8 protein-coding genes and 4 tRNA genes are annotated in these 12,510 nt (G+C 44.2%); 6 read left to right on the top strand and 6 right to left on the bottom strand.

Annotated elements, in window-relative coordinates:
* The first annotated feature begins 12 nt into the window (after positions 1-12).
* The 5 genes from MN869_RS16360 (at position 13) to MN869_RS16340 (ending at position 2,247) form a co-directional block, all read left to right on the top strand.
* Positions 13-88, top strand: a tRNA-Ala gene (locus tag MN869_RS16360).
* Between the two features lie 69 nt (positions 89-157).
* A tRNA-Glu gene (locus MN869_RS16355) sits at positions 158-233 on the top strand.
* A 110-nt stretch (positions 234-343) separates the two neighbouring features.
* The gene (locus MN869_RS16350; protein WP_005185572.1) at positions 344-1,750 is read left to right on the top strand and encodes an amino acid permease; all 1,407 of its coding nucleotides are present in this window, start codon (positions 344-346) and stop codon (positions 1,748-1,750) included.
* A gap of 245 nt (positions 1,751-1,995) precedes the next feature.
* Positions 1,996-2,071 (top strand) — tRNA-Glu (locus MN869_RS16345).
* A 100-nt stretch (positions 2,072-2,171) separates the two neighbouring features.
* Positions 2,172-2,247, top strand: a tRNA-Glu gene (locus MN869_RS16340).
* Positions 2,248-2,290: 43 nt separating this feature from the next.
* Here MN869_RS16340 and MN869_RS16335 read toward each other — a convergent pair.
* Both MN869_RS16335 and MN869_RS16330 read right to left on the bottom strand, forming a co-directional pair.
* Positions 2,291-3,199 (bottom strand): hypothetical protein, encoded by a 909-nt coding sequence (locus MN869_RS16335; RefSeq protein ID WP_171061116.1) that lies wholly within the window; start codon positions 3,197-3,199, stop codon positions 2,291-2,293.
* 206 nt (positions 3,200-3,405) lie between these two features.
* A complete protein-coding gene (locus tag MN869_RS16330) occupies positions 3,406-5,016 on the bottom strand; it encodes a hypothetical protein (RefSeq protein ID WP_243308738.1) in 1,611 nt (536 codons plus the stop codon).
* A 228-nt stretch (positions 5,017-5,244) separates the two neighbouring features.
* Here MN869_RS16330 and MN869_RS16325 point away from each other — a divergent pair, with 228 nt between their 5' ends.
* Positions 5,245-5,583 carry a hypothetical protein gene (locus MN869_RS16325; RefSeq protein ID WP_243308736.1) on the top strand — a complete coding sequence of 113 codons (339 nt, stop codon included), beginning with the start codon at positions 5,245-5,247 and terminating at the stop codon, positions 5,581-5,583.
* A gap of 28 nt (positions 5,584-5,611) precedes the next feature.
* Here the strand turns inward: MN869_RS16325 and MN869_RS16320 are convergent, their stop codons facing one another.
* From MN869_RS16320 to MN869_RS16305, 4 genes are all read right to left on the bottom strand, one after another.
* Positions 5,612-6,556 (bottom strand): cation diffusion facilitator family transporter, encoded by a 945-nt coding sequence (locus MN869_RS16320; RefSeq protein ID WP_243308734.1) that lies wholly within the window; start codon positions 6,554-6,556, stop codon positions 5,612-5,614.
* 126 nt (positions 6,557-6,682) lie between these two features.
* The gene (locus MN869_RS16315) at positions 6,683-9,850 is read right to left on the bottom strand and encodes a CusA/CzcA family heavy metal efflux RND transporter (protein ID WP_243308732.1); all 3,168 of its coding nucleotides are present in this window, start codon (positions 9,848-9,850) and stop codon (positions 6,683-6,685) included.
* Positions 9,840-11,069 carry an efflux RND transporter periplasmic adaptor subunit gene (locus MN869_RS16310; protein ID WP_243308730.1) on the bottom strand — a complete coding sequence of 410 codons (1,230 nt, stop codon included), beginning with the start codon at positions 11,067-11,069 and terminating at the stop codon, positions 9,840-9,842. Before MN869_RS16310 ends, MN869_RS16315 begins: the two co-directional genes overlap by 11 nt.
* On the bottom strand, positions 11,069-12,490 hold the full coding sequence (locus MN869_RS16305) for a TolC family protein (RefSeq protein ID WP_243308728.1): 1,422 nt from the start codon (positions 12,488-12,490) through the stop codon (positions 11,069-11,071). Before MN869_RS16305 ends, MN869_RS16310 begins: the two co-directional genes overlap by 1 nt.
* Positions 12,491-12,510: the final 20 nt, after the last annotated feature.

The following is a 12,510-nucleotide window of genomic DNA, read 5'->3' as shown; positions in this document are numbered from 1 at the left end:
CTCACACATTCTGGGGTCATAGCTCAGTTGGTAGAGCGCTACAATGGCATTGTAGAGGTCAGCAGTTCGATCCTGCTTGGCTCCACCAGATTCTCGAAATCGCACTGCTTTTCCGAGATGAAGTTAGACTTTTAGTCATTTGTGTGTTGCCTCATCTGTCCCTATCGTCTAGAGGCCTAGGACATCGCCCTTTCACGGCGGTAACCGGGGTTCGAATCCCCGTAGGGACGCCATATTCTCAAATATAATAATTATATTTTTCTAATAATCTTTCTCAAGCAGATTGCACATTTTCGAATTTTCCATAAAATAGCCGCTTCTCTATGCTTGGACAAATTGTCGTATGCAATCTTCCAACTCAAATGCGAATTCAGAACCAACAACACTAAAGCGTGCCATGAGCACTCGCCATTTAGTCATGCTTTCTTTAGGTGGCGCGATTGGTACAGGTTTGTTTTTAGGTTCTGGCGAAGTTATCGCTCAAACCGGCCCTGTGGGTGCAATTATTGCCTATGTTTTAGGTGGTTTAATTGCTTATATGGTCATGCTCTGCTTAGGTGAGCTTGCAGTACACATGCCTGTTGCTGGATCTTTTGGTGCATACGCTCAAAAATATATTGGTCCAGGCACAGGTTATATGATTTCTTGGGTCTACTGGCTCACATGGACCGCAACTTTAGGTACAGAGTTTACCGCTGCAGCCTTACTGATGCAGGAATGGTTTCCACACATTTCGATGTGGATTTGGACCATTATCTTTGCTGTCACCATTTTGGGTTTAAATCTCACCTCAACCCGAATGTTTGCCGAATCTGAATTCTGGTTGGCCTTAGTTAAAGTAGTCACTGTCATTGCCTTTATCATTCTAGGCTTGATGGCTATTTTTGGTTTCATTCCATTCCAAGGTTATGAATCAGCACCACTATTTCATAATTTGACGGCACACGGTTGGTTCCCGCAAGGGCTTATACCCATCTTTACCACCATGTTGATTGTTAACTTTGCCTTTTCTGGCACAGAATTGATTGGCGTTGCTGCTGGTGAAACCAAAGACCCTGCTGAGAATGTTCCAAAGGCAATCAATGCGGCTATCTGGCGTTTATTGATTTTCTTTGTCGGCACAATCGTGGTGATCAGTGCCTTGCTTCCATTCCAAGTCGCTGGCTTAGGTGGTGAAGGGGTGAGTAGCAGTCCTTTCGTAACGGTATTTAACTACATTGGTATTCCTTATGCCGATGATATTATCCGTTTCGTGATTATTACAGCACTACTCTCAGCTGCAAACTCAGGTCTTTATGCTGCATCACGTATGATGTGGTCTTTATCAGATCAGCGTCAGTTACCAAGTGTATTCTCGCGCTTATCAAAAAGTGGCACCCCGATTATTGCGCTGGTCGTAACCATGTTTGGTGCGATTCCTGGTCTGTTATCAGAGCACTTTGCCCCTGAAACGATTTTTAAGAATTTATTAGGTGTTGCAGCATTCACCATGGTCATCGTGTGGATGAGTATTTGCTGGAGTCAATTTAACTTTAGACGCCAATGGTACAAAGCGGGTCATAGCGCAAAAGACTTAAAATTTGCTGCACCGCTTTATCCGATTGTGCCGATCTTAGGTTTTATCTTCTGCTTTATTACTGGCTTAAGTATGGCGGCAGATCCTGAGATGCAAGCAGGCTTTATCGGTTGTTTGCTGTTTATTGCTGCATGTTATCTAAGTCATTATGTTTTCTATCGAAACCGTAAATAAATAATACGCAAAAAAATGCACTTGCGCTGCGCTAAAGCTTCAATCGCTTTGGCTGGCTCAGGCTGCATTTTTTATCACTGTAAAAATATCGATTTATTTAGACTTTCAGCTTAACTGCTTATTTTTGATTGTTTATTCTACAACATGTTTTATTTTTAGACACTTATCCACTTTTTTTAGATTTTATTCAGAAAAGTGTTTGACACCCTATCTAATTCGCCCTAATATACGCCCACCTCTGAAACGTCCCTATCGTCTAGAGGCCTAGGACATCGCCCTTTCACGGCGGTAACCGGGGTTCGAATCCCCGTAGGGACGCCACTAAATTCGAGGAAAAGCAAAGACAAAATCTTTGCCGAGAATTTAGGCCTAGCGATCAATATGTTTGACATACGACGCTCAGGTAAATTTCCTCAGATATGTCCCTATCGTCTAGAGGCCTAGGACATCGCCCTTTCACGGCGGTAACCGGGGTTCGAATCCCCGTAGGGACGCCAAATTCTGAAAAAGCCACTGCATTGACAGTGGCTTTTTTATTGCCTATTCAGTTCCAATCCCGACCTGAACTTCTAGTCGTCCAGACTGTACCCGTAGGCCACGGATCTCGAATTGATCAACCAGTTGTTGTACCAACTCGCGACTTTCTTGCAAGATATTTAAACCTGGTAAAATGCTAAAATCGGTCAGGTTTAATAACTTATCCACCATCCACGAACGGTTATTAATGAAATCAATAAAGCCCGCTTCTTCCAGATCGATATACCACAAGCGATGCCCTTCTTTTTGAATACCTGGTACATCACGAATCAGATGATTGATCAAGAACGGAATCGGCAAAGAATTAATTAACTCAAAGCTCACATTCCCAACACGACGTGCCGCCCAATTGGTTAAGGTGCCGCCATGGCGAATTTGTAGATCAAGATGCTCATCGACTTGGCGCAGACGCAAATACTTTTCCTGCCCAATACGACACTCTAAGACATTAAATTCGAGCGAAAGTCGATACAGAAAACGTCGATAGTGTCCATCGAGTTCAATATGGAAGCGATCATTACCACATTCAATTTTAATATCATCAATTTCGCTGCGATCCATTCTTTTACGAATTTGATTATTCAGCAGCATTTCAGGTAAATATAAGGTGAGACTGCTTTTCCCCAAAGATGTTCTTGCCATCGCCAATGCAACCTGACGTGCGACCTCGCTGGTTTCTGACACCATATCGCGTACCGTATTACGCACCCCTTCAACACCGCGCTTGGTCTGGTGTGTGACATGATCTAAGGCGTCAAGTGCCGCATCTGCCACCCCCGCAATATTGCGTGAAGTATCACTGGCAAATTCCACCGCATCTTGTGCATGTTGCAATGTTTTATTAATTAGTCGACGTGATAATGATGGTTTATCATCAGATGAAGATACATCTGCTGGCATAATATCGAACATCGCCTTTTTATCATCTTGTCGATTCAAGATGCTCTCCCTCTTCCCTTTGCTACTGGCTCATTTTTCTTATGAGCGTCGATCTGCTTTCTGAACTTATTAGACGTTTTTCTGTAGATTAGCATGCTCTGCACAGCAATTTGCTTATTTTTGTTGCACAGCTTCAAATTATTTGCTGCTTCAGACCCACATCACTTTTGTATAAAACTCTATGGCTCATCAGCTTGAATAGTTGCCTGCCCATCTTCGGCGCTCAGCATCTGCATCTGACTCAAACGCAACGCTTTATACTGTGCCAATACTGTTTCAAGCTGATGGACTTGCACTTGTCCAATACCAAAATTGGGTAACTCACGTAAGGCCACCCATGCGGCTTGCATCTGCTCAAACTCACTGCCTTTCACCAGTTTTAGTGCCATCCAATCAGCGAGATCCTGCACACGTTTTTGCATTTCAAACTGCAAGGCAAATAATCCACTACTTAAGGCCGATCCGTCCAATAATCTCAATCCGTTTCTCACTTGCTCAAACTGCTGGCTTTGTTGTTGCTGATATGGAGCTAAAACCTCCTGATTGAACCAGACAGCAAAAGCAATCATCTCCTGAACAAGCACATCACGTTGCGCATAGAGTGCGTTGCGCTCAGGATGTTGTTTATTCAAACGGATGTCTCCTAAATAGGCCATCAGCCCTTGTTCTAGAATCATCTGAATATGCCCCAGATCAAAATCAGGCTTTGGCTTCGATTTAATTGGAGTCAGTTGAGTCAGCAATTCCTCATAATGAACAGGTCGCTGTAATAGACGCAAAATCTCTGCATTCTGCTGGATGGCTTGCCATAAACAAGTAATCGGTAGATCAGTTGGCCCTGTACTGGCCGTATTCTGCTCCAGAAAATGCTGCCAAGCGACTTGCATCGTGTTCTGCTGAACCAAGCTTGTGAGCACACGCTGCGTTGTTAAAAGCTGCGGTGCGGTTGCAATGACGTCCTGACTAAAAGGGATATGCGATTGCTTAGAGCCAAAAATGCTATTTAAAGATTTCCCCAGCGAATTTAGGCCTCGTCCCATATCTGCCAATAAATTGGTATTTGAAGCTCGTGTCCGCAGTATCGACTCAGGTAACAATAAACTGACCGCACGCTGTAATCGTTGGGTCTGATTTTTCTGGTCAATCGGTTTCAGGTGATGGAGTAACAGATGCAGCGCATATTCAACATCACTCAACTGTGGCTGATATTCAGGCTGATTGCGACTCAACAGACAATCAATATAAGCATAAAAGGCAGTTTCATTACGCTGCTGCGATTGTTGTGCCGCCCATTCATAGTATTCAATTGCTTGACTGTATTGTGCTGCTCCTGCATAGGCTTTGGCCAGCGCAATCGCATGTTGCGCACTTGGATAATGTTGTTGAAAATAATGCAAAAGATCAATTTTCGGTTGTTGATCCAGACAGCGATCCAACTGACGTAGATAGCCATTAATGTGCTGCTGATTCGGCTGAGTCTCGAGGAAATTCAGACGATAGACCAAACACTGCTCATACCATGCATACTTACGCGCATGCGACTCATAAGCACTCAGCAGCTCATCTTCAATCAACTGAATCAATTGGCTGGCATAGAGAATATCTTCATCATCCTCATGCCTGAATTTCCATTGCTTGGGTAAAGTCACCTTAAATAAACGTAGTAGGAAGTGCGCACTGAGATCAGGGCTTTGCATCGTCACCAACATCAACTTATCTTGGCTGGATAAATGTTGTTTGCCCTTCTGAATGCGGGATAAACGCAATTTTAGAATTTTGGTGCTTAACATGCGTTTCCTTTCGCATTATTCAACCCACTCATGTTGCAACTTAGCAGACTGCCCTAACTTTTGCGAATGGCTTTAGACGAGCTGTAGCAAGCTTTTCAAGCAAATGTAAAAATCGACTTTGTGGCATCACAAACAAAAAAATAAGTAAATTTATGTATTTGAAAGGCTCAAGATTTTTGCTTTTGCATAATTTTCGCTAAAATGGACAAAACAGAATAGGAATCCTCTATGCAATACCGTTGCCCTAAATGTCAAAGCGTGAAAATTATGCCTGCCAGTCAGGGTGCCAACAGCCCTCGTCCTAACGTACCTAAAAGTTTGGTGCTTCTGGTACCTGCCATTTTTATTTTATTAATTTTGGTTTTGATTAGCGTTGCGATGTGGATTTTTGGCAATGGTGCAGGCCAAGGTCTGCAAATTGCGACCGTCGTCGTTTTTGTCATCTGTGTGATTGCAGGGGTTTTATTCTGGCGTGATCTACCTGATTTTAAAATTTCAATGCAAGCGTTTATGCAGGCACAAAAACATTGGAAATGCCGTGACTGCAACAACGAATGGCAGAATTAATTATTATCCAAAAAATATTCACATCAGCTTAATGCTGATGTGAAGGATCTTGTTCAGCTTTTTCATCATGTTGATGGGTATGCTGGCAATTCATTTCTTCATCATCTTCAATTTGCAAGGTCACCTCAGCAATGCCATGCTCATGCGACAACATTTCCGTTGCAACACGATGCAACTGATTACGATCAGCCTGTGGTGCAAATAAGTGTACAGTTAAATGAATATTCTTCGAAGTAATCGCCCAAACCTTCAACTGATGGATACTCTCAACACCATCCAATCCGAGTAAATCATTGCGCAGCTTTTCAATATCGACCTCTTCTGGAACTCCTTCCAGCAAGATATTGATACTTTGCTTGAGCAGAATCCATGTTCTCGGCAATACCCAAAAACCAATCGCAACCGCAAGAATAGTATCAACCCAATACCAATTGGTGAAATAGATCACCACAGCACCCACGATGACAGCCACTGAACCGAGTGCATCACTCAGCACTTCTAAATATGCGCCTTTCATATTCAGGCTTTCAGCCGCGCTGGACATTAACAATTTCATGGAAATTAAATTAATAATCAGACCCAAGCTCGCCACAATCAACATACCGACACTCTGAATTTCAGGTGGTTGTGTAAAGCGCTGATAAGCTTCGTACAGAATGTACATTGCCACAAAGAACAACATTGAGGCATTAAATAAGGCGGCTAGAATTTCAAAGCGCTGATAGCCAAAAGTCCGTTTGTTATCTGCTGGACGTTTGGCAATTTTAATTGCCACTAAAGCAATCGCCAATGCAGCCGCATCGGTAAACATATGTGCTGCATCGGACAATAACGCCAAACTCTGGGTGATTAAACCCGCAACCACTTCAACCACTAAGAAGGTTGAAGTCAGTATTAGCGCAATGGTAAGTTTTTTGATATTACCTTCAGTGACCGCTGCATGACTATGATCATGCCCTTGATGTCCACCCATGTTGGACTCCTTATCATAATTAAATAAGACCTGTTGCAGTCTTAAAGTCAGCCAAAGCGAAAATCGCTTTGGCTGGTTCAGGTTCTTCTTAATAAAGTGCTTCATTAAGAAGATAGCATAAACAGATTAAATTGCACTTTCCTGACGTTTGCTCTGTTTGGCTTCATTCATCCAACGATACACCACCGGCAAGATCAGCAAGGTCAGTAAAGTGGATGAAATAATCCCGCCAATCACCACAGTTGCCAGTGGACGCTGTACTTCTGCCCCTGTACCCGTGGCAATCGCCATTGGAATAAAGCCAAGCGATGCAACAAAAGCGGTCATCAACACAGGACGTAAGCGTAATACCGCACCATGCCAAGTGGCATAGTGAACATCATATTGCTCACGCAGCTCTTTGATAAAACTCAACATCACCAAGCCATTCAGCACCGCGACACCAGAGAGTGCAATAAAGCCAACACCCGCAGACATTGACAATGGAATATCGCGTAACCACAGCGCCACCAAACCGCCCGATAGAGCAAATGGCACGCCACTAAACACCAGCAAGCTTTCTTTAAAGTTATTAAACACTGCCATCAACAGAACAAAGATCATTAGCAATGCCAATGGCACCACAATCTGCATTCTGGCTTTTGCTGAGGCCAGATTTTCAAACTGACCGCCATAACCCAGCCAATAACCACTTGGTAATTTTTGCTGAGATAATTTCTGCTGCATTTCACCCACAAATGAGCCCAAATCACGGTCGCGTACGTTGGTGGTGACCACAACACGGCGCTTGCCATTTTCACGGCTGACTTGTGCCAAGCCTAGAATATTCTCCACTTTTGCGACGTCTTGCAGTTTGATCAAACCACCATTCGGCAGTTGAATCGGCAGCATGGCCAATTGCTGCGGCGTACGCATCCCATCATCCAAACGCACGACAAAATCAAAACGACGGTCACCCTGTAAAATCTGCCCAACACTTTGCCCACCAATGCTGGCAGCAACCAAGTCCTGAATGGATTTTACTGATAAACCGTATTGCGCAGCCAATGCATGGTCAATATCCACATTAAGTAAAGGTAAACCATCAGTTTGCTCAACCTTCACTTCACTCGAGCCTGTGATGGTTCTCAAGGTTTGAGCAACTTTTTCTGCTTCTTGGTTCAATACCTGCATATCATCACCAAAAATTTTCACCCCAATATCACTACGCACCCCTGAAATCAGTTCGTTGAAACGTAATTCAATCGGCTGAGAAAACTCACTGTTATTGCCTGGAATTTTCTCAACATAGGCCAACATTTTGGTTCGAAGCTCGTCAATGGTTTCCGATTTATCAGGCCATTGATCACGCGGCTTTAACAAAACGATCGCATCAGAAATATTGGGAGGCATCACATCTGTTGCCACTTCGGCCGTACCTGTACGGGCAAAGATCGCTTTGATTTCTGGAAACTCTGCGAGTAATTGCTTCTCAACACTTTCCTGAATCTTCAGTGATTCTTCAATTCCAGTACTTGGTGCACGCATCAACTGTAAAGCAAAGTCACCTTCACTTAGTTGTGGCGCAAACTCACTACCGACACGCGAACCAATCGCAGCCGTTAAGACCAGAATGGTAAATGCGCCGGCCACGACCACATAACGTAATGCATAAGCTTTATCCAGTAAGCTTTCATAACCGCTTTTTAATGCCGCCATCCAACGGCTTTCTTTCTCTTTGACCTCACCGGTAACAAATAATGCCACCGCAGCAGGGACGAAAGTCACAGATAAAATAATCGCACCGATCAAGGCCAAGACCACGGTCATTGCCATTGGATGGAACATTTTCGCTTCCACACCCGCTAAGGCAAAGATTGGCAAATACACCACCATAATGATGATTTGTCCAAAAATCAGTGGACGTCGTGCCTGTTTTGCCGCCAAGAAGACTTCGGTAAAACGTTCAGAACGGGTCAGGAGTCGACCTTTATGATGCTGTGCTTCTGCCAGCCGTCGGATACAGTTTTCGACGATCACCACCGCACCATCGACGATAATCCCGAAGTCCAATGCCCCTAAACTCATCAAGTTGGCACTGATTTTCTGCTCCGCCATCCCAGTCAGGGTAAACAGCATGGATAAGGGAATAATACAAGCGGTAATCAATGCCGCACGGAAGTTGCCTAAGAACACAAACAGGATCACAATCACCAAGATTGCACCTTCGATCAGGTTCTTCGCCACCGTCTTAATGGCTTTATCAACCAAGTTACTGCGGTTATATACCGTTTCGACCACCACCCCTTCAGGCAATGAACGTTTGATTTCCTGCATTTTGCTGTCGAGCGCTTGAGCGATGGATTTACTGTTCTCCCCCATCATCATCATGGCGATACCCAATACGGTTTCTTCACCGTTATAGGTGGCACCACCAGTTCTCAGATCATGGCCAATTGAAACCGTTGCAACATCGGCTACACGGATTGGTAAACCATTCTTGGTACTGACCGTGACATTCTCAATGTCTTGTACAGTTTTCAACATTCCCGGAATACGTACGGTAAGCTGCTGACCATTTTCTTCAATAAAACCCGCACCGCGGTTTTCATTATTTTCAGTGAGAACAGTCTGCAAATCGGTTAAGGGAATTTGCAGTTGTTGCAAACGTTTCAGGTCGGGAGAAACCACATAGGTCTTGTTATAGCCACCAATGGTATTGATTTCAGCAACACCCGGCACACGTTGTAATTGAGGTCGAACAATCCAGTCCTGAATTTCACGCAGGTCCATGGCCTGATAAGGCGTACCATCCGCCTTTTTGGCATTCGGTTCAGCCTTGATCACCCATTGATAGATCTCGCCGAGACCAGTTGAAATCGGTGACATTTGTGGATCAATATCATCAGGCAAAGCACTCTTGGCTTCCTGTAAGCGCTGGTTAATCAGCTGCCGCGCCCAATAGATATCGGTACCATCTTTAAAGATCACCGTGACTTGGGATAAGCCGTAGCGAGAGATGGAACGGGTTTGTTCTAAATTCGGAATACCCGACATGGCATTTTCAATCGGATAAGTAATTCGTTGTTCAACCTCAGGGGCAGTGAATCCACCGGCCTGACTGTTAATCTGCACCTGTACGTTGGTAATGTCAGGCACGGCATCAATCGACAGTTTTTGGTAGCTATAAATGCCGACCCCGATCCACGCCACCACAAACAGCATGACCCAAATCGCATTGCGAATCGAAAACTGAATAATCCGATCAAACAGACCTTCCGCGGGAGGAAGCTGCAACTTATCGTTAGTGTCCATGCTCAGCCTCTCCCTTCTCGATCTCTGATTTCAAAAGGAAACTACCTTGACTGACATATTGTTGCTTTTCAGTCAGACCCGATTGGATTTCAACCCACAACCCATCACTTGAGTAATTACCCAGTTGTACTGGCGTTGGGGTGAAATGCATTTGGTCTTTTTCTTGCTTAGCAACAAAAACTGTGGCTTTGCCCTCGATCTGCTGAATCGCTGCTTTGGCAACACGGAGTACAGGCTTCTTGTCCGTGCCATCTAATAGTACATTCACCATCAAATTCGGTCGTAATTCTTTGGCTGGGGTTAACACTTTGGCACGTACCTGTAAACGACCCGTTTGTGTATCTGCTGCTGTGGTTAAAGTCTGGATTTGTGCTTTAAAGCTATTATTGGTTTGCAACGACTTAAACTCGATCTGTTGATCGGGTTGGACATTGATGTTATTGATGCTTGGTAAAATAAATTCAATCCAGAGTTGATCCAACTGATCAATCACAAATAACTGCTTATCTGCGGTAATTTGCTCACCCACCACAATATCTTTCAGGCTCACCACACCGCTTAAAGGTGCGGTCAAGACATAACGCCCCTGACTGCCATTGGATGCACCCAAGGCAGATAAACGGCTACGTGCAGCTTGTACCTGAATCTGTGCCTGACGATAGGCATTGTAGGCACGTTGATAATCCTGACGTGCAGAAACGCCTTGTTCCCAAAGTTGTTTTTCACGTTGATAATCTTGCTGTGCAAGCGTTAAAGCTTCCTGAGCAATACTTAAATTGGCTTGCTGATCCACCAGATCAGGGATAAACAGCGTGGCTAACACCTGCCCTTTCTTGACTTGTTGACCGAGTACCGCATTGACACTTTCGACACGTCCAGCAAAGGTTGCTGAAACATGCGCTTGCTGATCAGTATTGGTCACTAGTTTTGCTGGGTAAGCAAATTGCTGTCCGACTTCACCCACACCAACCTGAGCCAGCTTAACCCCATATTCAGTCATCTGTTTTGGGCTTAGGTTTAAGCTACCTTCCTCACTTTCCTGAGCCTGCCCAGCTTCACCTTCTGTATGTCCTTCCTCACCTTCGCCATGACTATCAGCTGCTGCATCACCGCTGGCTTTGTTCTTGCCCGTGAAAAATAGTAACGCGCTCAGGACTAAGCCAACGGCGATAACTAAAATGACCCAAAACCACTGCTTTTTAGATTTATTTGTCGACATTATTCTGCTCCTACTACAGCGGGAAGGTTATTGGTATCTTTCCAAAGGGTTTGATTAATCTGATTTAAGGCATCACTTGAACTCACCATACTCGGCTCAATTCCCAGTGCTAAACTTTCTGCATCAATTTGCTTTTGCCATGCACTCTTGAGTAACTGCACTTTATTTAAACGTTGATCTTGCAATTGCATGGTGGCTTGCTGCACATCGGTAATGGCATATTTACCGACTTTGAAACCGAGCAACATTTTCTCTTGCACCGTTTCAGACAATGGAATTTGTCGTTGATTGACTAAATCGAACTGTTGTTTCAATCCTGTCAACTCTGCCGTTAAGGTCTGAATCGCATTCAAGTTTTGCTGTTTGTAAAACTGTTGCTGTTTGACCAGTAAATCTTGTTTGGCATTGGCAATCCGTAATGAATACTGCTGACGATTAAAAATATTCAAAGGGATATCGATGCCCACTCTGAATTTGTTATCGGTCGAATTGGTTTCAGCACTTTTACTTTGCACCATGCCTAAATTGACGGTTGGATTCGGTCGATTGGAAACTTTTAAATAATCGATATTGGCTTTTTGACGCACGATATCGAGTTGAATAGCACGCTCAAATAAATTGTTCTGCAAATAATCTTGCAAATCATTTTGTTGTGGCCAGACATTGCTTGCCTGAGTAGAGAAGCGGTTATCGGTACTGCCCCACAGATTTGCCAATTGACGCTTTGCAGTGGCTAAAGAGAGTTCGGTTTGTTGAAATAACCGTTGATTTTCAATATGCGCCATCAAGGTACGGTCTAAATCGACCTGCGCAATGCTGCCCGCTTTGAGTCTTAAGCGCGTTGCATCCAAAGTATCCTGACTGGTTTTTAACTGTGCCTGAACCACATCATGTTCCAGCTCTAGCACCACGACTTGCGACCACAGATATTTAACTGCTAACTCAAGTTGCGCATTGTAGAGTTCCTGATTTAGCCCCACTTGAGATGCTTGTACATCGGCAAGCTTAACCGCAGCACGGCGTTGACCAAAAATGTCTAATTTTTGTGAAACACCAAATTCCAGCTCTTTGTCTTTGCCTGACCTAAAGTCGGTTTGCTGAATAGAAATACTTGGATTCGACCATAACCCTGCTTGTTTCACATTGGCCTCAGCGATCCCTTGCTGCGTTTGCCACACCCCTGTGCCGGCCTGATATTGTTTCACATCCTGCAAGATTTGCTCAAAATTCAGATTGCGTTGTGCAGCTTTGCTTACAGGCTGCTGATTCGCATCCAGTAAAGATTCTGCGGCAATGGATGGACTCAAAATGGCCGTGCTTAAGGCAAGTGCCAACACTGACCACTTCAATGACAGTTGAGTACGATTTTTTCGCGTATGCTGCTCAACTGCATGAATACGCTGATTTAAACTAGAAGACATATAAAGCCCCGCAAAGTAAT

Source organism: Acinetobacter sp. NIPH1876 (assembly GCF_022808535.1).
Lineage (GTDB): Bacteria > Pseudomonadota > Gammaproteobacteria > Pseudomonadales > Moraxellaceae > Acinetobacter > Acinetobacter higginsii.
This window is presented reverse-complemented; position numbering and strand designations above follow the sequence as displayed.

Excerpts from the sequence above, each read along its gene's own strand:
- MN869_RS16350 (WP_005185572.1), top strand. The coding sequence starts at position 344 with ATGCAATCTTCCAACTCAAATGCGAATTCAGAACCAACAACACTAAAG.
- MN869_RS16335 (WP_171061116.1), bottom strand. The coding sequence starts at position 3,199 with ATGTTCGATATTATGCCAGCAGATGTATCTTCATCTGATGATAAACCA.
- MN869_RS16330 (WP_243308738.1), bottom strand. The coding sequence starts at position 5,016 with ATGTTAAGCACCAAAATTCTAAAATTGCGTTTATCCCGCATTCAGAAG.
- MN869_RS16325 (WP_243308736.1), top strand. The coding sequence starts at position 5,245 with ATGCAATACCGTTGCCCTAAATGTCAAAGCGTGAAAATTATGCCTGCC.
- MN869_RS16320 (WP_243308734.1), bottom strand. The coding sequence starts at position 6,556 with ATGGGTGGACATCAAGGGCATGATCATAGTCATGCAGCGGTCACTGAA.
- MN869_RS16315 (WP_243308732.1), bottom strand. The coding sequence starts at position 9,850 with ATGGACACTAACGATAAGTTGCAGCTTCCTCCCGCGGAAGGTCTGTTT.
- MN869_RS16310 (WP_243308730.1), bottom strand. The coding sequence starts at position 11,069 with ATGTCGACAAATAAATCTAAAAAGCAGTGGTTTTGGGTCATTTTAGTT.
- MN869_RS16305 (WP_243308728.1), bottom strand. The coding sequence starts at position 12,490 with ATGTCTTCTAGTTTAAATCAGCGTATTCATGCAGTTGAGCAGCATACG.